This window comes from Methanosarcina sp. WH1 (genome assembly GCF_000970005.1).
Lineage (GTDB): Archaea > Halobacteriota > Methanosarcinia > Methanosarcinales > Methanosarcinaceae > Methanosarcina.
This window is the reverse complement of sequence record NZ_CP009504.1, coordinates 3,603,900-3,628,324: the sequence shown is the minus strand read 5'-3', so window position 1 is coordinate 3,628,324 and position 24,425 is coordinate 3,603,900. Positions and strand designations below refer to the sequence as shown.

Below are 24,425 nucleotides of genomic sequence, written 5' to 3'. Positions count from 1 at the left end.
AAAGAGGATTTTTGGTCGGTATAAAAAAACAAGAGGTTTTTCCGAAAAGCAGGCATTGAGAAATTAACATTTCCTGCCGCCAGAATTTCCGGACCCCCTCCTTAAAGGACATCCAGGCCTTTAGCTGTATACAAGTTGAAGTTTTGGTTCCTTACTTTCGATTCCGCAGTCACTGCTGTAGAAAGCAATATAGTTATTGCTCTCTGTGCGGGCCTTTATCAGAAAACCAGTATTTTCGTACTTTCCACTGGTGTACTCTTTTACGAGCTCGGTTACATCCAGCTTGTAATATCTGTTGTCAGGAAGGGTACTGCCCTTTATAGTTATTGTAGCATATGGGGTGTTGCCCTGAGAAACACCATTTTTATCGTACCAATCTCCTCCGGGATTTTTCCATGAAACATCTTTGTCCTTTTTATTCCAGCTTACGTAATTTGAGTTCCAGGCTGAAGCTGGCCTGTAAACCTCAATTACAGTATCTTCAGGTCTTGAGCTTTCTGCAGGATAATACCAGTAGAGAGAAAGAACCGCATTACTAACCTCAGTAGAACCTGGGTGCTCGTTCAGGTCAAACCACATTATATCCCTGTATCTGACACTGTTCATCCCACCGACATCAATAAAGGGCGAACTCTGGTAGACTACATCAGGAGAAGCTTCACGCAGGCGGTTATCCATTATGTCAGTAACAGTTGCATTTACAGTCACTACAGGTACAGTCACTGAAGATGCTTTCTTTATTATGCTAAGCTTTGGTCCCTTACTTCCTATTCCGCAGTCACTGCTGTAAAAAGCAATATAGTTATTGCTCTCTGCGCGGGCTTTTATCAGAAAACCAGTATTTTCGTACTTTCCACTGGTGTACTCTTTTACGAGCTCGGTTACGTCCAGCTTGTAATACCTGTTGTCAGGAAGGGTACTGCCCTTTATAGTTATTGTAGCATATGGGGTGTTGCCCTGAGAAACACCATTTTTATCGTACCAATCTCCTCCGGGATTTTTCCATGAAACATCTTTGTCCTTTTTATTCCAGCTTACGTAATTTGAGTTCCAGGCTGAAGCTGGCCTGTAAACCTCAATTACAGTATCTTCAGGTCTTGAGCTTTTTGCAGGATAATACCAGTAGAGAGAAAGAGTTGCATTACTAACCTCAGTAGAATCTGTGTATTCGCTCAGGTCAAACCACATTATATCCCTGTATCTGACACTGTTCATCCCACCGACATCAATAAAGGGCGAACTCTGGTAGACTACATCAGGAGAAGCTTCACGCAGGCGGTTATCGTAGACCTCTTCTACTGCAATTGAAGATCCCTCCTGTTTGATTGTTCCGGATTTGGAAGCATACTTTGTGTTCCCGTATGCTCCTATGTTGATCCTGTTCCCGTTGTCTTCCAGCTCATTTGAATAAGCAGAGGAAGCAGATCCGGCATCAATGCATAGAGAACTCTTACTATCCGTTACCCATGTATTCCCATTCCATCGACCTGCTACTGATTTGAGATGGTAATCATGTGAGCTCTGGTCTGCAAAGAGAGGATCTACATAAATATCTGTTGTCGATTTAACATTTTTATAGTTCCCTGCTGTGTTGTCGTAGAGACAGTTATTTTCCATTACAATGGTGTGGGAGCTGGGAAGGCGATTAATCACACCGTATCCTGTTCCTGCAGCGTTTTTCGTACGCTGTACGGTGTTTACGATTATGTTATTACGGACAGTGGTCGTGAATCCAGTTCCTGAGGGGCCGGTGTTGGTGTCAGTAGAATACATATTTACAACTGCCGCGTTGTGGACCCCATCAAAGACGTTATTTTCAATCAGGACATTATGGAATCCACTACCTAGAATCCCACCAACCCACTCGATGCTAGGATTGGTGCCGGAACCATAGAAAATATTGTTGTGAATGTACACATTTGATAAACTTTTATCATATGCTCCAGCGGTCCCGATAAGCCAGATGCCTGGTCCGTAGGTGTTTGTAATCACATTATCGTAGATCTCGATATTATTCATGTCACCTTTGGATCTCTCAACCTGAATACCCGGGCCGCCTGCGCTCCAATGATAAAATGAATCAATGAAGTTATCATGGAACTTTACGTTATTTGAGTTCCATACCCTCAGAGCACTGTTCGTCCTGCAGGTTATAGTGTTGTTCCAGGCTTCTACATTCGAGCACTCGATAGCAAACATGCCGTCGTGTCCTAGTTTATAGACAGTGTTGTTATAAAATTTGATATTATTACTATTTCTCATCCTGAGCCCGTCCCCGTGCCCATCGTGCATGTACATATCATGTACTGTTACATCGCTGGAATAGAGAAAATAAATTATATTGTAGTAACCTTTGCCCTTGGCAAGCTCAGCATTACCATCATGATTTACATCAACTTCGAAACCTCTTATCGTAACATTGGTAATACCTGAACTGCTCATCTGCTTGATGAGGGGTATCATAGTATCCCAGCCTGCGTGATCAACCAGTTTGATCACAGCATCTGAATCTCCTTCAAGGATAGTGTTGCTTCCAATTAGAAGAGGGGCGTCAATAACATACGTAAACGGTCCTTTGAGATGGACAGTCGTATAAGCAGAGTTTTCTGCCACAAATTTAAGGGCCTGGTTTATCTGTATGTGGTCGTCTTTTCCATCACAGTTAAAATCCCCACTTCCATCTCCTGAAACATAAATCATAGGTGCAGGAGTCCGGCATGAAGCCGTAGGAATACTTGAAATTATAAAGCACCCTACCAGGAAGAGGACTACTAATTCTCTTTTTAGCATTGCTATCACCTGGGGCCGATCTTTATACATTTATTTTAAATGTTTGCAAGGTAGAACTTTGCACTGAGTTACCTGGGTGTTAATCAAAATATATAGTCTGTTAGTTCATTTTTTGATAAATTTATTTATCCAGTTTTCAAAACCATCTGACAATATTTTGCAAATATTATCCACTCTTCAAATGTTCAAGACTGTAGAATAAGCCCTGGAATAAAACTCCTGTCAAGTGGTTATTGATCTCTATTTGGTTGCCTGAATACCGGATTTAGAGTTAATTCCCCCATTTTTTAAGGTAATTTGCCTCCAATATACACGAATTTCCCCCTGTGCCAACATTAGAAATAATTTTATTATAAATATTCAATTAAATTTCTATAGTAGGCATTGTAAATTAGATCATTATATTATAAAAGTATTTGTTCTACGTTTATAATTTTTTTAGGAATATGAGATCCGAGGCGCCCAGTAGTTAAAATTTATGTGATAAGTTTAACCGGCATTAAGAGGCTTCTTATTAATAAACTATGAAAAAAAGAGTATCCGTCATCAAAATAAATTAGGTGTCTATGTGTGTGATTTTTGGAGACTGTTTTGTACAAATCGCTTAAACATTTTTTCTTTGTTGCGAGAGATAACAGATGTAAAAGTTATTTAAATAAGTACGATATTGGAGGGAATAATCGATAATTGAAGCTCCATAATTCAAAAATAAGAATGATAAGTCAGTAATAAGAGCTGGCAATAAAACCATAAAAAGTAATAGTGGAATGATAGCTAAATCTTGATTAATTCAAATAACGAATAGAGAATAAAGATAAGGTTGGAAAAAGATGAGGATTATATAAAGAAGCGTAAAAACCCTGGGTTTTTAGCCTTGGAGATATAAGCGTCATCTTGTCTCAGATACATCTATAACGGGCTTTAGATCTGAATATAGATGGAACCAGACTTCAAAATAAATGTGAGTTTTCGGAATCAACAAATGTGGGAATTGATGTTGGTATAAAATACTTCGCTTTACTATCATCAGGAAAAAAGGTTGATAATCCCAAGTACCTGAAAAGCTCTGTGAAATCTAAAAAATCGCATCAAACAATTTCATTACATATACCAAGGATCTTTCTTGCAACTCCATCCCAGCTGTGATTCTCAACGACATATTTGCGACCCCGCTCTCCCATGGCATTGCTTGTCTCTTCATCTGAAATTAGCTTCACCACAGCATTAGCGAGTTCTCCGGGGTTCTCAGGAGGTACTGAAATTCCGCCTCCTGAAAGATCAATCAGGTCTTTAACACCAGGTATATTGCTCGCTACAATAGGTTTTCCACAGGCAAGGTATTCGTATGTTTTTAAGGCAGAGAGTCCTATCTTTGAGTTTCTTTCCTCAATAAAAGGAGCAACACAGACATTGGCTGCGTTAATGTATACAGGGACATTCTCATAAGGAATTCTTCCAGTGAAAGTGAATTTGTCAGAAAGCTCCATCTTTGAAGCTATTTCCATCAGTTTGTCCTTCATGATCCCGTCCCCTACTACAAGGAAACGAACCTCAGGGCATTTTTCCAGGATAAAAGGAGAAGAATGGATAAGAAACTCAACTCCCTGCCAGGCTGCAAGGTGTCCTACAAAACACACATATTTCTTTGAATCATCAAGCCCAAGTTCGGCTCTTGCCTGCTTCTGATCAAGGGGTTTGAAAATATCAGTATTTGCTCCATTGTTAATTACAAGAACTTTTTCTGCAGGAACCGAGTACAGCCTCACAAGTTCATCTTTTAGCTTATCAGTCACGGAAACTATCCTGTCACAGTATCTGTAATTGAACCTTTCAGAACGGAGTGCCAGAGAAGAAAAGACCCTGTATGCAAAGGATTTAGAATCCGGACTTACCTTGAGTTCATCCATAACCAGCCCGTTAACCTCAACTATGGAAGAAATCCCCAAAAACTTGCACAGGGCAATGGGGAAGAACGGAAAAGAGTTCTGACGGAGATAAAGCACTTCAGGCCTGTTTGCTATGCATGAGTACAGAAGATAAAAAGATAGTATGAACTCATAAGAAGGCTGTATAAGGTACTTATTATCTATCACAGGCACATACTTTATTTCGGGAAAATCACTTTCTATACCTTTCTGACCTGGCGCGAACAAAACTACATCCGTGTATTTTTTCAAATTTCTTAAGAGTTCAAGGATGTGTATATTCGAACCTGATTTTGTAGTGAAAGAGCTGTAATAGACCAGGAAAATTTTACTTACTTTTTTAAACATGATTGCCGTTACCTGAATAGCAAAAGTAGTTAATTAGTTTATCCCACGCCTCCGTTAATTAATTTTCATAAGTCTGGATGAATTGATTCGGGATTTTAGTGCATGAACATAAATTCATGCATTTTACAGAGAGATATTTATAGGAGAAATTCTCTCCTTTGTGTGTTTTTGAGGCGTCCGAATCGAAAAAGGGAGAGATTATGAGAGTTCTGGAAGTATGTCAGGAATTTCCTAACAGGTATTACCCCCAGCTTGGGACATTCATAAAGCAAAGTATTGATTCAATTGCAGATCAGGGAGTAGACGTGACAGTTATTTCCCCAAAAGCTTACGTACTTCCTTTTTCCTCATTTCCGTATCATAATTTTTCAAAATTGCCCCGGATTGAGCATACCGTAAAATATGACCTGCACTATCCGCGTTATATCTATGTTATTCCCAAAAAGTATTTTTACCCCATAACCGGCATTTCGTATGCCCATTTCGTTTCCAGGTATGCCCTAAAAAACATAAAACCAGAACCTGACCTGATTCATGCACATTTCTCATATCCTGATGGATACGGAATGATGGGGCTTGCAAAGAAATGGAAGGTTCCTCTGGTGGTAAGTGCCCTTGGCACTATAGAAAGAAAGGTTGCCTATGAAGGGTCCTATACTTCAAGGCAGATTATAGAAACCATGAATTTTGCCGATAAGGTCCTTTCTGTCAGTGAAGACCTCAAGGTCCATATCGTGAATTTAGGGATAGACGAAAGTAAGGTTCATGTGGTCTCTAACGGCGTTGATACGGAGATATTCAAGCCTGCAGGAAAAGAACGTGCAAGAAGAGTTTTAAACCTGCCTCAAGAAAAGAAAATTGTCCTGTTCATAGGAGCCCTGAGAAAAATAAAAGGCGTGGATTACCTTATCGAAGCTGCAAAAAGTTTTGTGAATACAAACACGGACCTTTATATGGTAGGCAGGGATGACGGGCTCAGAAAAAGCCTGGAGAAAAGGGCAGAAGAACTTAAAATTACAGATTCTATCAAATTCACGGGGCCTGTAAATCATGAGGATATCCCCCTCTGGATTTCAGCTTCAGATATGCTGGTCCTGCCTTCCCTCTCGGAGGGGAGGCCAAATGTCGTACTTGAAGCTCTTTCCTGCGAAGTTCCTGTAGTGGCAACTGATGTTGGGGGGATTCCGGAACTTATGGTTGAAGGGGAAACGGGTTATCTTGTTCCTGCAAAAAACCCGGAGGAACTGGCAGAAATGGTTAATAAGCTGCTTGAAGATGAAAGCAGAAGGGAAAAGATGGGAAAATTCGGACGAAAAAGTATAATTCAGCGAGGGCTTACCTGGGAAGCCCATGCAAAGAAAACTGTAGATATATACTCAGAGCTTCTATCGAAGCCCTCAAAATAAACCCATCGAAAAAAACAGGAAACTTTGCCACTCATAAATTCTATTTTATTACTTCGGGAGTGCGGAGGGTCACGGTGTGCCAAGAAAGCTCATTTATGCAGCAGTTATTGATGCACGAAATGTGCTATGCTACAGAAAAGATGAGGATCGGCCCCTCGGATTCGCATTACAGGATGTGATTCCAAACCACCCATAAGCTGCTTTGGTCAAAAGCCACGGTAGTGAGCGTTATGGGAAAAGGCGAGGCTGTGACTTCGTCAGGTGCGTGCTAGGGAGCTGAATGAAACTGAACCAGTGTTGACGTATCGAAAACGCGATGATGTCATCAAAACCAGGTGTCGTGACTAACCTGGGACGAGTCTGGAAGATACCCTGTTTACTGACCAGACGGTGACCGGTATATAGCTGGCAGGAACCTAGCACAGGCTTCTCTGTGGAACTTGGGAACCTGCACATTGATGTTAAGAGAAAACTCCAAGTGGTGGACCCACAAGGACGAAAGTATCGATGCAATGTACAGGGGCGGAACAATTCGTAGTAGTGATGAAGTGCCTGTAATGGGCATGGAGCGAAGGGATTGTATTATCCGGTTTTGAACTGCGGTCAACCTTGGCAACAAGGGAGGAACCAATGGACAAAACAAGGCCTTTAGTGGCTGGATAATGGGAGCCGGATGAGGTGAGAGTCTCAAGTCCGGTTCTGAGAGGGCCTGGGGGTGAAATTCCCCCGGGCTACTTACCAATACCCTGTCCTTTAGGTCGGGGATGAAGTGAACCCTCGCCTCTTTTTGGTTTTGATTTAAATATCTAAATCGTCGCTTCTTTGTAAAATTATCGGAAATCGGACAGGGGCTCGATAGCAGAGTTTCAATAACTTAGATCAAGGGAACCTTGTTAAAGGACACTGTGAATCATTTCCGAGTAACCGGGCGTGCGGTCCATCAGCATACCCCATCCTTTAGGTTGGGGTGGCTGCACGCAGTTTGATTTTTCCATACAAAAGTAAATTACAGGCATTTAAATGCCTGTAAGAGTGCTGTTAAGGTTAGAACTTTTAATAGGTTTGCTTAATGCTGGGCCGGGAGCAAAGATGTCCGCTGCCGGGTTTGAGTAGATTTTATTTGCTTTTGTAAGATTGTCATCAAGCTCAATTACATTTTCGGGAGTGTTCCTGTAGAAATAATTGGAAGTTTCCTTAGTGCTGCTTTCATCACTGCCAAAGTACAAACCGTTCCTGAGAAACTCTTGAGTCCTGAATATTACATAGCCTCTGTAACTGGATAATTCGCTTACATTATCGATTCGGTAATTATCATAAATTGAGAGGTTCATATCCGAAGAATCCTCAGGAATCGATGGGAGATAAAAGAACCTTGTAGTATAGTAATCGGAATAAACGGCAGAACCCTCAGGAATGTACTTATAAACATGTTCAAAACCACTCAGTTCATTAGCAGTGAAATATTCATGCTTTGAAATCTGACCAAGCATGTTTGAGTCTGAAATGCTAAAAACTGAAGAGATGAAGACAAAAGTGGAGAACATCAGAACTATAAAGACCACTGTATTGAACTTTTTAGGGCCGTATTTATCCATGTAGTTCCAGAATACATAGATTCCATATCCCATTGCGAAAGCCATAAAGGGGCTGACGAAAAGCATGAACCGGTCAACCCTAAACAGAACTTTGAACTGCCATATAGTATTGAGAGGGTTGGGGACATAGAAAAGAAGGGTAAACAGAGCAAATAACCCGAAAACCGAAGCATAGTTTTTCCTGTAGTTTTTCAGAAGAAAGCCTATTCCGATAAGGGCAAAAAATAAAAAGACGGATTTGTCCAGGAGCCCCATTAGACTTGTCAAGCTTTCCGCAAGTATGTCAGAGCCTCCGGCAGTTAAAACTATAGAGTCCCAGAAATGGCTCTGCAATCGAGGAGTCAGACCTCTTTGCATGAACAGATAAGCCGCAAAGAACCAGTAAGCGGTATAAGTAACATTTAATAGTAAAAAGAAAGGCTTGCTGACATAGCTGCCAGCTCCTATAATATACTCCGAGGCAAAAAGGATGACAAGTAATAACACGAACTGGAGTATAGAAACGTTATGAACTAAGGTCAGAAAAACCAAAACTATTACTGAAAGGGCTTTAAATGAGAATTTATCCTCTTTGAAATTTACACTGTAAACCAGATATAGCAATAGAATAAACCCTACGAATGCCATTGTGCGTGTAATCACGTTTGCACCGTAATACAATACAATATAGCTTGTAGAGTAAAGCAGACAGGAAAGAAGGGAAATTTGTCTGTTGTGTGTAATATGATTAAAGAGATAGTAAAGAAAAACTACCGTTACTGCATAAATTGGCGCTGTTATCAGGAAAAGTGAAGTTTTTACACTGAGGTTCAAAATTTCAGCGGCTTCGGCAATAAGTATATGGTATAGAGGGAAAAATGCATAGTCACTTAAGGCAGTGGAAATGGTCTGTCCTGTTACTGCAGTGGACTCCGAAAGGAAAATGTGAGGCAGAATATCAGTGGTCCCGAAGTAGAAATCGTAATTTAAGGTAACGCTGTAAGTAAGGTTTACCATCATTAAAAAAGATTCCAGAAGAACGAGGGACGGCCTTGCCTCCTTAGAGAAAATTTGCAGGAAAACCGAAAGGTACATCACCAGAATAAATACGAAATAGTACCAGGGCCTGCTCCCCTGAGATAATAGAATCACAATTATAGAGCCAATATAAAATATGCTGAACATGTATGTAAGGGACTTTATGCTTATAGACGGGAAGCTGTCTATATCATGCAGACTTACATCTTTTTTGTAAATGTACAGTATAAATAGGCAGGCAAGTACTGCAGGAATTCCTGTAAACAATCCTCTAACTGCATAACCGGGCTTTTCAGTTGCAAACATCCATATGAAAGTGAGTATAACTGCTAAAATAATTGCCAGTGGGAATAGGAAGGAAATTACCTTCATTAAACGGTTATTATCCATGTAGTTGAGTCCCGTATCTTCGCTCAATCCTAACATACTATCTCCATAACCTTAAGCGATCGCAACTTTATGTATTGAGTTTGAAATAAAGAATTAAGAATTGAATCCGAACAGGATTGCAGGATTGGACCTGAAGTAAAAGGTTCAGATTTTTTTGTTTGAACTCAATAGGATTTACATTGAGGTCTATATTGGTTAAGAATTTTTTGCTCCAACGTGCTTCAAGCCAGGTTCAATATCTCCAACCATTTTTACATTTGAGTATGGCAACTATGGCTGCAGTAACCGGATAAATTCTTAAGCATTATTTTTTGAAAGAGACCTGGCTTTTGAAAGGAAAATCGAATTTGCAAAACTGTACAAAAAACCCAGCCCATAAGTGACGTGTTGCACAGGGATCACGAACAGAGCAAAGAGGCCGTACTTTGATTTCATCTTATATATTACCTGAATTGAGGAAGCAAAAACCAGAACGAAATATAAGACCATCAGTACCAGCAGAACTATTATCGGCGCTGAATACACAAGAGAAACAATAAGAGAAAAGACCGCAAAAAGTATGGCAATAGAAGGCAAAAAAGCATACCAGCGGACGAATTCGCCGTGTTTTTTGAAAAGCTCGGCCATCCACATTCCATACTTGAACATTCGTATGGAAAATGACTTGAGGGTCCCTCTTCTGTGGTGAAGCACTTTTGCTTCTGGAATATACAGGAATTTATAACCTATTTTGCTTATTCTGTAATTGAGGTCCCCGTCCTGGCCCACTACAAACCGCTCGTCAAAATATCCGGCTTCCACAATTGTATTTTTCTTGTACATCGCATTGCAGTTGGGAAGGGAACTTACATAATGTATCTTTGTTGAATTATTAGATTGGGCAGAACCCCCCGACCCCAGAAAAGTTTCCTGGGCATATCCTACCACCCTGCCAAACACAGGATCAGTATCGAATATTAAATTCGGACCGCCAACACATGCCACATCTTCAGGGGCATTTTTCATTTCATTGACAAGTATTTTCAGCCACCTGGGGTCGACCTTGCAATCCCCATCTGTAAATGCGACAAGATCTCCCCGGGAATTTACAACTCCAAGGTTCCTTGCTGCCGCAACATTTTTTCGTTCATTGAGAAGGAGCCGGACAGGGTATTTCTGTACGAGATCCCGGGTTTTATCAGTGGACATTCCGTCGACTATAATAATTTCATATGAATCCTGAGGGTACTCGAGATGAAGAAGGGACTCAATGCATTCTTCAATGAATTTTTCTTCGTTGCGAATACCTACTACAACCGAAACAAAAGGATATTCCATAAAATGACCCCGTTTTTACCATTATTGTTTTCTAATCTGTTCATTTAGAAATATCATTCTTGAAATGGCGTGCAGTATGATTCCTGTAAATATCATAAAAGCCCCTATAATTGTCAACATCACCATAAGGAGAGTGGGACCGAAACGCAGGTATCCTCCCTGAATATAATCCTGCAGAAATTTCAACCCCATAAGAAAACCTGTGGATGCCATAATCAGACCCGGAACAGCAAAATAGTATAGGGGCCGCCTGTATTCCATATCCTTCAGAATCCGAAACAGGACCTTGGGACCATGTATGAAAGGATGCTCACTGGAACAATCCTCGAGATCATATCTGCAGTGAATTTCTACTTCCGTAAATTTTAGTTTATGATCCCTTGCCTGAATAAGAATTTCGGAGCCTGCAGACATATCAGTGCCATTAAGGTTTATATTTTCAATAGCTTTTCTGCCATATGCCCGGAAACCACTTTGGGAATCAGTAACATTGAGACCACCTGCTATGTAAGTTGCAACATCAAGGACTTTCATTCCAAACTTACGATATATAGGGACATTTTTTCCGTTGCCGTTGACGAATCTTGAACCGATCACAAGGTCAAATCCCTGTTTTAAGGGTTCCAGAAGCTGGGGAATTTCGGAAGGATCGTGCTGACCATCGGAATCGATTATGACCATAGCACCTGCACCGAGGTTGCGGGCAGTTTCAAAACAGTTTCTCAGGGCTGCTCCGTATCCTCTGTTAATTTCGTGGCGGATTACGTAGGCACCAAGGGATTCAGCGATATCGACAGTATTGTCTGTACTCCCATCGTCCACGACCACCACCCTGTCTACGTATTTTTTGCAGCCTTTGATAACCTCTGCAATGGAATGAGCTTCGTTATATGCAGGCATGGCTGCAATAGTAATGGTCATGTGAATCATCTACCTCTTTGATACAAAGACTCATGAGTCTCTCTAAAGCGCCTTTTGAGAGGAAAATCGGCAAGAATTTCAAATACAGCGAATACATTTTTCAGAGTCACCGCTCCATAAACTTTAAAGGGTTTCTAAGGATCGTCTGTAACCAGATCTACAGCGCGTCATTTGGGGGACTGTTGTGCTCCTTTTAGGGAAAGGAGAGATGCCCTACAAACAAGTCATCGTTCTGAATAAGACGTGTATTTGTTTTAATATATGAGCTATATAAACATTTAGACACAAAAGATAGTTCTGCAGTCCCTCCGATGGCGAAAAATCAATAAGCCTGTATAAACCTTCCGTTGGCTTAAAAATGAACTTAAATAGCTCTAATATAAATTTCGATTATTATTTAATGTGTCTAATAATTTGTACAGATAGTTGAAATCAAGAGATTTTCTTGGGATACACATTAACATACTGTAAAAAAATAAGCTGATCCGGATAACTCTCTCAAACAAATGTCAAAAATTAATCTGAGCTATAAAAATTCCAGGGAAGACATAAAGAAGAAATACATATTTATAATAACAGGCAGGAAAAAGGGAAAGATATTTTATACAAAAAAGTAATTTGAGTAGATCAAGTCAAACGTACTATTAAAAAAAATATAGACTATTCAGGGACATAAGTTTTACTGAGATTAAAAAACAAGCTATTTACTATACTGAGATTAAAAAACAGGCTATTTACTAAATAGAAAATAGGCTTTTTACTGATGAAAAAAGCTCCGGAATTGACACTCGGGCCAATCCCCAACCTTCCGGTTCTCAACTCTTCGCAGCAGAAGATTATAGAAAGCCAGCTGGAGAAAACAGCCGGAAAGATTTTCTGAAAAACCCTGCGAGTGGAATACTAAAATAGGCAATTAGCCTGCATAAAAGAAAGATAAAACTGGAAAGCCAGAAAAACATTAAAACCATTTTATGAGGAGTCATATGGCCGGGAACCAGAAGTTTCCATCTGACCTGCTATTTGTGGTAGGCTTTGTAGTTCTTACGGATATTTTCGTACTTATTCCCGTACTCAGTGAGAGTTTTATTCGCACAGTCCTTGGCCTACCACTGGTATTATTCCTACCAGGGTATGCCCTTACAGCTGTGCTATTTCCGACAAAAACCGGACTTGAGGGAATTGAGAGGGCAGCACTTTCGGTCGGAGTGAGTGTCGCAGTTGTACCTCTTATAGGACTTGTACTTAATAATACATCATTCGGGATTAAGGAAGTGCCTCTTCTTGTAAGTCTCTCTGTGTTCGTTATACTTGCATGTGCAGCAGCATATATTCGCAGAAGGCAGTTTTCAGAAGACAAAGCCTTTGGAGTTTCTTTCAAGGCTTCTGCTTATTCTCTATTAGCTCAGGTCCTGGGAAAAACCGAGTCTTCAACGGAAAAAATACTCCGGATTTTTCTGGCAATTTCCATTCTAGCTCTAGTAGGAACTGTAGCTTATATATCCATAGTTCCCCATGAACAGGAACCATTTACCGAATTCTATATCCTCGGACCCGATGGGAAAGCTGATAACTATACTACGGATTATGTGCAGGGAGAAAGTGGGACCGTTGTAATAGGGATCGCAAACCATGAGCATAGAGCAGTAAACTATACAATGGATGTCAGGCTTGAAAACAGATCCCTGCCATTACCTGAAAACCTGATAAATATAAAACTTGATGACAACACAACCCTGGAAGAGCCCCTTGAGATTACTCCCTCTGTTGAAGGAGAGAATATGGAGCTTCAGTTCCTGCTTTTCAATGAGACTGAAAAGGCTGTACCTTACAGGGACCTGCGCCTCTGGATAAACGTTACCGAGGAGGCCTGAAGATGGAAACATATGAGAATAAAGAGATGCAAACATCTGAAAATAAGGAGATGCAAACACCTGAAAATAAGGAGATGCAAACACCTGAAAATAAGGAGATGCAAACACCTGAAAATAAGGAGATGCAAACACCTGAAAATAAAGAGATGCAAACATCTGAGTATCAGGGAATGCATGTGCCTGAAAATAGGTCGACACACAATCCTGCATTAAAAAACATAGGGCTTTATCTGATTATTCCGATTTTAGCCATCGCTTTTGCGGAATTTATGATCTATTCTGGAAGGGTTCTGGAAGCCATGGAGGTGCATGCAGTCATCCTTCTCGGGCTTTCTCTCTCCATGTTGTATATCAAAAACGAGGAAATCCAGAAGACTTATCAGGCCCTTATTCTGCTCCCAATCCTGCGACTTGTAAACCTTTCAATGCCAGCATTTTATGAGGAAACCCTTTACTCATTTGTCTTTATCTATGGTCTCCTTACAATTCCAGTAACCATTGCACTGACTCACCAGGGTTTTTCCCGAGAACGGCTTGGAATAACTTTCAAAAGGATAGGTTTCTATATTCCACTTTCGATAATTATGGGTCTCCTGCTTGGAATAGGAGAATACTTAATAATAGAGGCAAACTACCTCATCCCCGACCTTTCAGTTTCCTACCTGCTGATACTTACTTTTATTATGGTCTTTTTAGTAGGGCTTATTGAAGAGATCATCTTCAGGTCCATTCTGCAGAACAGGCTCGAAGAGTTCCTTGGCAGCCGCGAAGGCCTGATCATCACAAGTGTCCTTTTCGGATTAATGCATTCCGGGTATGGGAGCATGGGTGAAATATTCTATACCTCCTTTGTAGGTTTTATCATAGGATTTATGTTTTACAGAACCCGAAGCCTCCCTCTGGTCACAATGATCCACGGTTTCATAAATGTCTTCCTCTTTGGAGTTATTCCCCATCTTCTTTAATGTTATTTTTGAGAAGATTTTATTTTTTGGGTAGTTCCTGATTAATTTGTTAATCAATTCCAGAATCCCTGTGGAAATATTTCAGATATCTCTCCCTGCACCATCTCTCCCTGCACCATAAGAGATTAGGCTGGCCGGTTAGCCAGATAAATTATAAATTGAAAGCCAGTGCCGCAATTAAGATATACAATATACCGAAGAAATGTCATCAGGGTCAAGAGAAGACTTTACTTAACCCTAAAATCACTATTCAACTCTGGAAAATATAAGTCTTTCAACCCGCCTATCTTGAAGTTAGTCAAAAAAAAGTGAGTACGAGGTTTTTCTAGCTATTTTTATCTTGTATTTTATGTCACGTCGAGTGTGGACAGGAAAGGCCCGGTATGAAGAATAAGGTTGTACAAAAGTTTATTTCTCTTGGTGTTCATGCATTCAAGGCTTTAAAGAACCCTCCATATCTTAAAAGAGATCTACAAGTTTGTAAAGAATAACTGCACCGAAAGAAAACAGAAGTGGAAGGATTCCCATATTCAGAGATGTTTTCACAGAATCTCCCCAGTGCTTTGACAGAGGAAGAAACTCCCTGAGAAGTAACAGTAAAAGCAAAGTTGCTACGGCTACTGATGCACCTTCAGGAACTCCAGGGGTTGTCATCATTGCTAGCGTGCCCGAAGAAGCGGAAGTTGATGAGATTAAACTTGTAAGCGTAGTCAGACCTCCTCTAGTTGATTCAGGTATATAAAAGAAACAGATGTGCAATCTTATATAAAAATCCTCCTCCTTTTAATTTCCTGAATTCAAGCTATATGACCCGAATAAGAATACAGAAAAGAGGGTGGAAGTTCCTGAAATATCTGAAAGTCCCGATCCAAGGAGTAGAAAAAAAGGTCAATTGTATTTTTAGATCGAGGATAGGGCAGATCAGTTCTACGACTTTAATAGATAATCATCCAAAATTTTTAAGGAGAGAATCTTTCGTATAAAAATTATTGATATAATTATAATCTATAATAATTGTAGCGTCAGGAGAAATGGCATTATAATAGGAGAAAAATAGCAGGGTAAAATCGTAGTATTAAATAAGTATTATTTAAGATAGTAAAGGCATTTTTATGCCTGAATATGACGATTCGTGCAAATCAACCAGAATTAATTAGAGAAACTTATCAGAGGAAATCAGGAAAATAGTGAGAGGCAAATAAACCAAATACCTTAAATAAGTATAAAATATATCTAGCTAAGAAATTCATACAGTTAATAACTTCAGGGAGTGAGTCCAGGGAAAAAAGAAAAATCATAACCGTCTTCGGGGTCAGTTCGGATCAATAAATTTGCCAGGTCTTCCGTGGATAGGAAAATCCCAATAAATTTACAAATAATTATTATGTTGCTTTGATTTGATTCAAAGCACTCCGAATGAGTTATAAGGTACAGGAGAAAAACGGGGGGAAGAATATGAACTCAAAAGAAGTCAAAATTCACAGTTCTTCTAAGGTTTACGGCACCTCTGTAATCGGAAAAGATACGGTAATCCTGGAGAATGTAATACTGGGGTATCCAGAACACAGAGTCCTCATGGAGATTCTCAAACAGGATCTGGAGATAGAGGACTTTGATTTTCCGGGTTGCAGTATAGGTCCGAACTCGATTATACGAGCAGGTTCTACAATTTTTTCCAGCGTAAAGATCGGAAAAAACTTCAAGACCGGACATAACGTAATGATCAGGGAAAACACACAAATAGGGGACAATGTACTTATCGGAACGAACGTTATCATAGATGGAAACGTGAAGATAGGAAATAATGTCAGTATTCAGGGAAACGTCTATATTCCAACGAATGTGGTTATCGAAGATAACGTATTTATTGGACCATGTGCTGTTCTTGCCAACGATAAATATCCTATTCGTAAAAAATATGAGCTTAAAGGCCCTGTTTTGAGAAAAGGAGCATCTGTAGGCGCTAATGCCACCCTGCTTCCGGGAGTGGAGATCGGGGAGGGAGCAATGGTTGCCGGAGGAGCCCTTGTAACAAAAGATGTGCCTCCGTGGAAGCTGGCGGTCGGCGTACCTGCCAGAATACAGGAGCTTCCTGAAGATCTTAAAGAATTTAACCGAATATAAATCTATCAAAAAACCAAAATTAAGTAAGATAAAGTTTTATTGAGACTATTATAAGAGGTCCGAAAATGATCCCAATCGCCAAGCCCCTGCTGGGTAAGGAAGAGATTGATGCAGTAACAAAGGTCCTGAGTTCAGGCATGATTGCACAGGGACCGAAAGTAGAAGAATTCGAGCTTGCTTTTTCTGAGTACACCGCCTGTGAGTATGCAGCTGCTGTAAACTCCGGCACTGCCGCCTTGCATATCGCGCTTCTTGCCCACGGTATTGGAAAAGAAGACGAAGTAATTACAAGCCCCTTCACCTTTATTGCCACTGCAAATAGCATTCTTTACACTGGTGCAAAACCTGTTTTTGCAGATATTGAACCGGATACATATAATATAGATCCCGAAAAGATCCAGGAAAAGATTACTTCAAAAACGAAAGCCATTATGCCTGTCCACCTTTACGGACACTCTGCGGATATGAAAGCCATAATGGAAATCGCTGAAGACCACAAGTTTGTTGTGATAGAGGATGCCTGCCAGGCCCATGGTGCAGAATACCTCGGGAAAAAGGTTGGCAGTTTCGGAACCGGGGCATTCAGCTTCTACCCGACTAAAAACATGACAACAAGCGAAGGCGGGATGATCACAACAAACGACAAGGAAATAGCAGAAAAATCAAAGATGATCAGGGCTCATGGCTCAAGAGTTCGCTACCTGCATGAAATGCTGGGCTTTAACCTGCGCATGACTGATATTGCAGCCGCAATCGGGCTTGTTCAGCTCGAAAAACTGGACGGGTTTACTGCTGCAAGGCAGAAAAACGCGGCCATGCTTTCAGCCGGGCTAAAAGGTATTTCAGAAGTTGTACCTGCAATAACAAAACCTGACTGTACCCACGTTTTCCATCAGTACACAATCAGAGCTCAAAAGAGGGACGAACTGGCAGCTTTCCTGAAGGAAAATGAAATCGGAACCGGGACACATTACCCAATACCCATCCACAAACAGCCCTATTATATGGAACTGGGGTACAAAGATTCCCTGCCGGTCTCTGAGAAAGCAGCAGAAGAGGTTCTTTCCCTCCCTGTACATCCGGCTTTATCTGAAGACGACGTGCAGAAGATAATTAAGACAATCAGAGAATTTTATGCAAACGATTGAGTAATTCCCGGATAGTAATCGCATTTTTAGATACAGGAAGTGAAACCTTGATCAGAGTAGGAGTAATAGGCACAGGCGCCATGGGCCAGAACCATGTCCGAATCTACAGTGAGATGGAGGGCGTGGAACTTGCCGGAATATCGGATGTAGACCAGGCCAGAGTCGAAGCCATGGCTGCCCAGTATAAAACGAAAGCCTTTACGGATTATCAAAAAATGTTTGCCGAAGGCCTTGATGCAGTAAGCGTTGTTGTACCCACAAAACTGCATAAACAGGTGGTTCTTGACGCCCTGGAAGCCGGTCTTCATGTCCTTGTAGAAAAACCAGTCGCCGACACGGTTGAAAACGCAGACCTGATGATCGAAGCTGCAAAGAAAGCAGATAAAGTGCTCATGGTAGGGCACATTGAACGTTTCAACCCTGCAATTATAAGGCTCAAAGAAATCATAGATTCGGGCACCCTTGGCAAGATAGTATCCATCTCTACCAAGAGAGTTGGCCCTTACAACCCAAGGATAAGGGATGTTGGAGTAATTCTGGATATCGGTGTTCACGATATAGATGTCATTTCATACCTTTATGGCAAAAAGATAAGGGGTGTTTACGCCATTGCTGGTGCAGATATCCACTTTTTTGAAGACCATGCCTCAATTATCCTGCGTATGGACCATAATTTCGCAGGTGTTGTAGAAACAAACTGGTTGACCCCTCATAAGGTAAGGAAACTGACAGCAATAGGAATCAAAGGTGTAGCCTATCTGGACTACATCGACCAGACAGTCGAACTTCATGACAACGGCTGGATAAGAAAAGCCAAAGTAGAGCCAAGTGAACCCCTGAAAAATGAACTCGTTTACTTTATAGATTGTATTAAGACAGGTAGAGAACCTAATCCCTGCGGGGAAGATGGAAAACATGCCCTTGAAGTAGCAATGGCAGCCATCAAGTCCTACGAAGAAGAAAGATTGATCGAAGTAGGGCAGTAAACCAGAGATATAACGGTTACTGGAATAAAAGTCCGAAAGCCTCAGAAAAATGGAAGACTATCTTAAAAACAATACTGGAAAGTGATAAGCATGAGCAAATTGGAAAAACTTCTAAAGGAACGTGGCCCTATCAAAAAAATAGGAGTACTTGGTATGGGTTATGTAGGAATCCCCGCAGCCGTCTTATTCGCAGATGCTCCCTGTTTTGACAAAGTACTGGGCTTCCAGCGCAACTCAAAAAGCTCAGGCTACAAAATTGATATGCTCAACCGGGGAGAAAGCCCGCTCAAAGGGGAAGAGCCAGACCTTGAGGAACTCATCGGAAAGGTCGTAAAAGCAGGCAAATTCGAATGTACCCCTGATTTTTCAAGGATCTCCGAACTTGATGCAGTTACACTTGCAATTCAGACTCCTTTTGCGAATCCCAAAGACCTGGTGCCTGATTTCAGTGCTCTCATAGAGGGGATCAGAAACGCAGGAAAATACCTGAGACCGGGTATGCTTGTAGTCCTCGAATCCACAATCACTCCAGGGACAACTGAAAATATGGCAAAACAGATCCTTGAGGAAGAGTCCGGTTTGAAAGCAGGAGAAGATTTTGCCCTTGCCCATGCCCCTGAAAGGGTAATGGTAGGAAGGCTTTTGAAAAACATAAGGGAACACGATAGGATCGTAGGTGGAATTAATGAGGCAAGCACAAAAAGGGCTTTTGAGCTTTACTCACCCGTGCTCACGGTTGGAAAAGTTATTCCGATGAGTGCAACCGCGGCAGAGGTTACAAAAACTGCAGAAAACACTTTTCGCGACCTTCAAATTGCAGCAATCAACCAGCTTGCCCTATACTGTGAAGCTATGGGTATAAATGTCTATGACGTCAGGACCGGGGTTGACAGCTTAAAAGGTGAGGGTATAACAAGAGCTGTCCTCTGGCCCGGAGCAGGAGTTGGAGGTCACTGCCTGACAAAGGATACATATCACCTGGAAAGAGGCGTCAAGATCGGGACAGGACAGCTGGACTATCCCGAAGGTGCGGATTCAATCTATGTGCTTGCCAGAAAAGTCAATGACTTCATGCCTGTACACATGTACAACCTGACTGTTGCAGCCCTTGAGAGGCTGGGGAAAGAAATGAAGGGCTCAAAGGTTGCAATGCTCGGCTGGGCATTTATCAAAGACTCGGACGATGCCAGGAACACCCCATCAGAACCTTACAGGGATCTCTGCCTGAAAGCCGGAGCCAGTGTTATGGTGCACGATCCTTATGTTGTCAATTATCCGGGCGTCGAGATTTCTGATAACCTGGAAGAAGTTATAAAAGGTGCGGATGCTGTTATTGTGTTTGCGGGACACAGTGCGTACCATGATGTGAAAGCTGATTGGGTGAAAAAAGTAAGCGGGAAAAGTAATCCGGTAATTGTTGACGGGCGAAATGTAGTCGAACCAGGGGAGTTTATCGGAAAGGGATTTGTGTATAAGGGAATAGGGAGGGGAGACAAAAACTCACATGAGATAATATGAAGGGGAAAATTCTCCTTTTTTAAGACTAATTTGTCTTTTAAATCTGGAAAAATAGGGCGAGAATCATGTTTGAAAAACTGAAAGAAAACGAGGAACTCTGGGCTCTCTATGCTAGAAAGGAAGAATACGACCTGACTTTTCGCGACAGATATGAGAGATTTCCTTACTACATGAGCGGGCATGGAAATATTTTCGAACCGAGAGTTTCCAAATTTCTGGTAGAAAACGGGCTGAAACCGCAGTATCCTGACGGAAAAAAATTCGCGGTCTGCCTCACACACGACATCGACGCGGTTTATCCGGATAAACTGTATCCGATTATCGGGTCTATTAAAGCCCTTGCCAGAAGGAACCTGACCGAGGCAATGAAAACCCCTTTTTCCAGGATTCACAGGAAATGGAATCCATGCTGGAACTTAAGGGAAATAGTGAAGTTGGAAGCAAAATATGATGCAAAATCCAGTTTTTATTTCCTTGCCCTGAACCCTGAAGAAACGGACTTTAATTATAATATTAGAGACCTTGAATCGGAACTGGGTTTTATCTCCGACAGTGGGTGGGAAGTCGGCCTTCACGGCGGACACGAGTCCTACAAGAGCCTGGAAGACCTTAAAGAAAAAAAAAGGCGGGTTGAAGAAGTCCTGGGTAAAAGAATTATAGGGTACAGAAATCACTATCTAAAGTTTAGCGTCCCTGAGACCTGGGAGTTGTTGAGCAAAGCAGGGTTCAAGTACGATACCACACTTGGGTATCCAGACTGTGCAGGCTTCAGGAATGGGATGTGTCATCCTTTTAGGCCTTTTAATTTGAATGAAGGGCGTCAGATCGATATTCTGGAAATCCCGCTGGTTATTATGGACCGTTCGCTTTTTAAAGACTACATGCGCCTTGATGTCAAAAAAGCCTGGGAATGTACAAAGCACCTTATCAATACGGTTGAACGGTATAACGGTGTGATCACAATCCTGTGGCACAATAATACTTGCATTGAGGGAGAGAACCTTAAATACTACGAAAAAATCCTTGAGTACTGTGCCGGTAAAAACGCCTGGATTACCAGCGGAGAGGAAATCTATAACTGGTGGACCAGTCAGGTTGAACCGGGGACCCAAAAGTAAGGATCAGTTAAAAGATTAAGTTTGGCTTCATTTACAGGGGTAAAAACAACATCAATCGGCAGCTCAAATGGATTTCTTTTTTGCGGTGATATAGCTGCCTCAAGAAGATACCTGATTGATGTTGATCTCGGCAATTCATGCTGTTAAAAAGTTAACAGTGACTTTCTGTTAAAAGTTCAATAATTTTCTTATCCGCAGGATTAGAAGCTACAAAGCTGGAATTATGCCTGAAAAATCCGTTATTCATGCGTTTTCTGGATATAGACTGTCACTACTGGGCGAAGAGTTCTGTTGATTCGGATGAGTTTATAAGGGAGAATTTGGTTATAGGAAATGGGAAAGGGAGAAAAAAGAATCTGGGTAAAAAGTAAGTATCCTTAGTTCCACATTTTTAAGCGCATAGACGTCGTCTGATGCTGACTTATGCGCTTAAGCTTAAGCACATTAGATTCAGGGTAGAATCTCTAAACCGCAATCATCTGACTTCACAGATTTGCGGAACAGCATGTATGCGCTTAAAAAGACAGAAGTCAGGAAGTATAGGTTCAGGGTGCTGAAAAAACGACTTTTTCAGGGTACTGGCTATGGATGAAAAGACGGAAAAAGCGGTAAAAAAGTCATCAAAAAAAGAAAAGAAGGCAAGTTTTGTATCAGATGTGCTGACACTTGCAGGCGGAACGACCTTTGCTCAGATCCTTACGATTCTGGCAGCTCCTGTTCTGACCCGCCTTTACGGACCGGAGGATTTTGGAGTCTGGGCCCTGTATATCTCCATAACGAGCATTATAAGCATTATTGCATGCCTCAGGTATGATTATTCCATAATGCTACCAGAGTCCGAAGAGGAAGCAGTAAACCTTTTAGGCCTTAGTTTCCTCTCCGCCCTTGCTGTTACCGGTTTAACTGTGCCATTTATATGGCACTTTCAGTCCCGGATAGTTGATCTGCTAAATGCCCCGCAGATCGAAGAATATCTCTGGCTTGTGCCTCCGTTCGTGTTTGTGAACGGAGTTTTTCTCGCACTTAACCAGTGGAACTCAAGAACAAAACTCTTCAAGAGGCTCTCCTTCTCAAGAATTTCCAGTTCAGTTTCGACCACTGCAACCCAGATTACTCTCGGGGTTGTAGAAAAGCCCACAACTGCAGCCGGTTTAATCGGGGGAAGCCTTGTAGGCCAGTCTGTAGCGACATTCGTGCTTGGAGGGCAGATCTGGAGAGATGACAGGCGTCTGATAAAAAAGAGCCTGGGCTGGAAAAAAATATACGAAGGTGCAATAAGGCACCGCAAACTTCCGCTCATAGATATCTGGTCCGCACTTATGAACTCGATCTCCTGGCAGCTTCCGGCTTTTCTCCTTTCAGCTTTTTTTACTCCTGCAGTTGTTGGCTTTTACTCCCTCGGGTTCCGCCTGCTTCAGTTACCCATGAGTTTTATTGGAGGTTCGATCTCACAGGTATTTTACCAGAGAGCGTCAAGGGCAATATCCGAAGGCACCCTCAGTACTCTTGTTGAAAGTGTGTTCCGAATGCTCGTGCTCATAGGCATGTTCCCTATATTGATCCTCACAATTGTCGGAAGCGACGTCTTCACCGTGATTTTCGGGAGCGCCTGGACAGAGGCAGGAGTCTATGCCCAGATCCTGAGCCTCTGGGCATTTGTATGGTTTATCTCTTCCCCTTTGACCACAATATACCTGGTAGTAGAAGAGCTTCACTTCGGCTTCAACTACAATTTCTTCAATCTAGTAACCCGTTTCCTGTCCCTCACAATCGGGGGCTTGCTGGGAAATGCCCGTGTGGCCCTTGTCCTTTTCTCCATATCAGGCATTGTGGTATACGGGTACCTATGCCTGAAAATGATGTACTACTCTGGCGTAAAGACTTCAAGAGCCCTGGAAATTGTATTCTCAAACCTGATCCTCTTTATCCCTGCGGGAGCAGTTCTGGTAGCTCTCAAAATCGCAGGAATAAACCAGGTCCTTCTTGTAGTAATCTCCGGTTTGATTATCTGCATTTATTATCTGTATATACTTAAAACGGATAAACAGGTAAAAGGAATAATAAGGGAATTAAAATCTCCGGGAAAAGTGTAAACTCGGTTCCAAAAAAAGTCAACGTGAAAATATAAATAGACGTTTCTGAGAGACATCGTTGTAAAACCAGTCTGCAGTGAATTTTTTTGCCGTCGACCGTCGAGATCTTAAAACGAATTTTGCTTTCTGAGGGGATTACTTTCTTGAAAATCGCATTCGATTCATTATTTTTGCTTTCAGCAGGTCAACATCACAAATTAGAATATTTTTCATGATATCTTTTTAGTACATTTAATATATGTTTATTATGTTTTTTCGCTGGTTAACGCGTAGCTTAACCCTCACGACCGATATGATCACTAAATCCTTTTTTCGTCAAAGTTTGGTATAATAGATTAATAATTGGTCATATGTAAACCTAGCAACTACACATAATTGTAGGCTGGAAAATTGAACCTCAAATTTTTGGTGTAGAATCATATTTTTCTCAAGCAAACTTTTTGGCGTAGAATCATATTTTTCTCAAGCAAACTTTTTGGTGTAGAATTATATTTTACTTAAGCGGACTGAGAAAGAAAAGGAGCGATTTAACCTGGAGATAATAAATTTTCAAAACTCGATTTTTATTTTATTATGAATGGGGAATTTCAAAATTACATTTGTCCAGGGGATTCTCCATAAAAATAGTAATTATAGTCCTGAGCGGATTCGAACCGCTGTCCCGGGCTCCAAAGGCCCGAAGGATTGACCACTACCCTACAGGACTGCGCATGAAAGCTTTTACTTATAACATAATTCATGTACTTAATTTTTGTGCCATCTCAGAACTTTTTTTGCGGGATTTTCAGGTCAAATGCTAAATTATATAACAAGTCGTGTGCTGGCTTTAAAACTTTTTCTATGAACGTATTTTTTGTTTAGAATGAATTTTTTGTATAATTAATTTAAAGTAA

The 24,425-nt window shown here is 41.2% G+C and carries 16 protein-coding genes and 1 tRNA gene; 10 read left to right on the top strand and 7 right to left on the bottom strand.

What is annotated here, in order from left to right:
- Positions 1-120 precede the first annotated feature (120 nt).
- Both MSWH1_RS16020 and MSWH1_RS16015 read right to left on the bottom strand, forming a co-directional pair.
- The gene (locus tag MSWH1_RS16020) at positions 121-2,790 is read right to left on the bottom strand and encodes a disaggregatase related repeat-containing protein (RefSeq protein WP_197074602.1); all 2,670 of its coding nucleotides are present in this window, start codon (positions 2,788-2,790) and stop codon (positions 121-123) included.
- Positions 2,791-3,878: 1,088 nt separating this feature from the next.
- Positions 3,879-5,063, bottom strand: a complete 1,185-nt coding sequence (locus MSWH1_RS16015) for a glycosyltransferase family 4 protein (protein WP_048129913.1) — start codon at positions 5,061-5,063, stop codon at positions 3,879-3,881.
- Positions 5,064-5,263: 200 nt separating this feature from the next.
- Between MSWH1_RS16015 and MSWH1_RS16010 the strand changes: the two genes are divergently transcribed.
- Positions 5,264-6,469: a glycosyltransferase gene (locus tag MSWH1_RS16010; protein ID WP_048129912.1), complete on the top strand. Its 1,206-nt coding sequence runs from the start codon at positions 5,264-5,266 to the stop codon at positions 6,467-6,469.
- Between the two features lie 455 nt (positions 6,470-6,924).
- Positions 6,925-7,065: a hypothetical protein gene (locus tag MSWH1_RS19445; protein ID WP_156148215.1), complete on the top strand. Its 141-nt coding sequence runs from the start codon at positions 6,925-6,927 to the stop codon at positions 7,063-7,065.
- Between the two features lie 420 nt (positions 7,066-7,485).
- Here MSWH1_RS19445 and MSWH1_RS16005 read toward each other — a convergent pair whose 3' ends face one another.
- From MSWH1_RS16005 to MSWH1_RS15995, 3 genes are all read right to left on the bottom strand, one after another.
- A complete protein-coding gene (locus MSWH1_RS16005; RefSeq protein ID WP_048129911.1) occupies positions 7,486-9,507 on the bottom strand; it encodes a hypothetical protein in 2,022 nt (673 codons plus the stop codon).
- A 261-nt stretch (positions 9,508-9,768) separates the two neighbouring features.
- On the bottom strand, positions 9,769-10,788 hold the full coding sequence (locus MSWH1_RS16000; protein WP_048129910.1) for a glycosyltransferase family 2 protein: 1,020 nt from the start codon (positions 10,786-10,788) through the stop codon (positions 9,769-9,771).
- Between the two features lie 21 nt (positions 10,789-10,809).
- Complete coding sequence (locus MSWH1_RS15995) at positions 10,810-11,709, bottom strand: glycosyltransferase family 2 protein (protein ID WP_048129909.1); 900 nt, start codon at positions 11,707-11,709, stop codon at positions 10,810-10,812.
- A 983-nt stretch (positions 11,710-12,692) separates the two neighbouring features.
- Between MSWH1_RS15995 and MSWH1_RS15990 the strand changes: the two genes are divergently transcribed.
- Positions 12,693-13,580 (top strand): DUF1616 domain-containing protein, encoded by an 888-nt coding sequence (locus MSWH1_RS15990; RefSeq protein WP_048129908.1) that lies wholly within the window; start codon positions 12,693-12,695, stop codon positions 13,578-13,580.
- Between the two features lie 2 nt (positions 13,581-13,582).
- Entirely contained in the window at positions 13,583-14,545 is a 963-nt protein-coding gene (locus tag MSWH1_RS15985; protein ID WP_231591835.1) for a CPBP family intramembrane glutamic endopeptidase, read from the top strand.
- 459 nt (positions 14,546-15,004) lie between these two features.
- Here the strand turns inward: MSWH1_RS15985 and MSWH1_RS15980 are convergent, their stop codons facing one another.
- Positions 15,005-15,202 (bottom strand): hypothetical protein, encoded by a 198-nt coding sequence (locus tag MSWH1_RS15980; RefSeq protein WP_048129907.1) that lies wholly within the window; start codon positions 15,200-15,202, stop codon positions 15,005-15,007.
- A gap of 798 nt (positions 15,203-16,000) precedes the next feature.
- On the opposite strand from MSWH1_RS15980, the gene MSWH1_RS15975 reads away from it, so the two are divergent.
- The 6 genes from MSWH1_RS15975 (at position 16,001) to MSWH1_RS15950 (ending at position 23,532) form a co-directional block, all read left to right on the top strand.
- Positions 16,001-16,669 carry an acyltransferase gene (locus MSWH1_RS15975; RefSeq protein WP_048129906.1) on the top strand — a complete coding sequence of 223 codons (669 nt, stop codon included), beginning with the start codon at positions 16,001-16,003 and terminating at the stop codon, positions 16,667-16,669.
- 65 nt (positions 16,670-16,734) lie between these two features.
- On the top strand, positions 16,735-17,817 hold the full coding sequence (locus MSWH1_RS15970) for a DegT/DnrJ/EryC1/StrS aminotransferase family protein (RefSeq protein ID WP_048129905.1): 1,083 nt from the start codon (positions 16,735-16,737) through the stop codon (positions 17,815-17,817).
- Between the two features lie 47 nt (positions 17,818-17,864).
- On the top strand, positions 17,865-18,803 hold the full coding sequence (locus MSWH1_RS15965; RefSeq protein WP_082088186.1) for a UDP-N-acetylglucosamine 3-dehydrogenase: 939 nt from the start codon (positions 17,865-17,867) through the stop codon (positions 18,801-18,803).
- A gap of 90 nt (positions 18,804-18,893) precedes the next feature.
- Positions 18,894-20,321: a nucleotide sugar dehydrogenase gene (locus MSWH1_RS15960; RefSeq protein WP_048129904.1), complete on the top strand. Its 1,428-nt coding sequence runs from the start codon at positions 18,894-18,896 to the stop codon at positions 20,319-20,321.
- A 65-nt stretch (positions 20,322-20,386) separates the two neighbouring features.
- Positions 20,387-21,439, top strand: coding sequence for a polysaccharide deacetylase family protein (locus tag MSWH1_RS15955; protein ID WP_048129903.1), 1,053 nt, complete (start codon positions 20,387-20,389; stop codon positions 21,437-21,439).
- Between the two features lie 584 nt (positions 21,440-22,023).
- Positions 22,024-23,532 (top strand): lipopolysaccharide biosynthesis protein, encoded by a 1,509-nt coding sequence (locus MSWH1_RS15950; protein WP_048129902.1) that lies wholly within the window; start codon positions 22,024-22,026, stop codon positions 23,530-23,532.
- Positions 23,533-24,165: 633 nt separating this feature from the next.
- On the opposite strand, the gene MSWH1_RS15945 is transcribed toward MSWH1_RS15950, so the two are convergent.
- Positions 24,166-24,238: transfer RNA gene (locus MSWH1_RS15945), tRNA-Gln, on the bottom strand.
- Positions 24,239-24,425 lie beyond the last annotated feature (187 nt).

Bases quoted from the DNA above. Each gene is read 5' to 3' on its own strand.
- MSWH1_RS16000 (WP_048129910.1), bottom strand. From the start codon at position 10,788: ATGGAATATCCTTTTGTTTCGGTTGTAGTAGGTATTCGCAACGAAGAA.
- MSWH1_RS15975 (WP_048129906.1), top strand. From the start codon at position 16,001: ATGAACTCAAAAGAAGTCAAAATTCACAGTTCTTCTAAGGTTTACGGC.
- MSWH1_RS16020 (WP_197074602.1), bottom strand. From the start codon at position 2,790: ATGCTAAAAAGAGAATTAGTAGTCCTCTTCCTGGTAGGGTGCTTTATA.
- MSWH1_RS15970 (WP_048129905.1), top strand. From the start codon at position 16,735: ATGATCCCAATCGCCAAGCCCCTGCTGGGTAAGGAAGAGATTGATGCA.
- MSWH1_RS15950 (WP_048129902.1), top strand. From the start codon at position 22,024: ATGGATGAAAAGACGGAAAAAGCGGTAAAAAAGTCATCAAAAAAAGAA.
- MSWH1_RS15955 (WP_048129903.1), top strand. From the start codon at position 20,387: ATGTTTGAAAAACTGAAAGAAAACGAGGAACTCTGGGCTCTCTATGCT.
- MSWH1_RS15990 (WP_048129908.1), top strand. From the start codon at position 12,693: ATGGCCGGGAACCAGAAGTTTCCATCTGACCTGCTATTTGTGGTAGGC.
- MSWH1_RS15980 (WP_048129907.1), bottom strand. From the start codon at position 15,202: ATGATGACAACCCCTGGAGTTCCTGAAGGTGCATCAGTAGCCGTAGCA.
- MSWH1_RS15995 (WP_048129909.1), bottom strand. From the start codon at position 11,709: ATGACCATTACTATTGCAGCCATGCCTGCATATAACGAAGCTCATTCC.
- MSWH1_RS16005 (WP_048129911.1), bottom strand. From the start codon at position 9,507: ATGTTAGGATTGAGCGAAGATACGGGACTCAACTACATGGATAATAAC.
- MSWH1_RS15960 (WP_048129904.1), top strand. From the start codon at position 18,894: ATGAGCAAATTGGAAAAACTTCTAAAGGAACGTGGCCCTATCAAAAAA.
- MSWH1_RS15985 (WP_231591835.1), top strand. From the start codon at position 13,583: ATGGAAACATATGAGAATAAAGAGATGCAAACATCTGAAAATAAGGAG.
- MSWH1_RS16015 (WP_048129913.1), bottom strand. From the start codon at position 5,063: ATGTTTAAAAAAGTAAGTAAAATTTTCCTGGTCTATTACAGCTCTTTC.
- MSWH1_RS16010 (WP_048129912.1), top strand. From the start codon at position 5,264: ATGAGAGTTCTGGAAGTATGTCAGGAATTTCCTAACAGGTATTACCCC.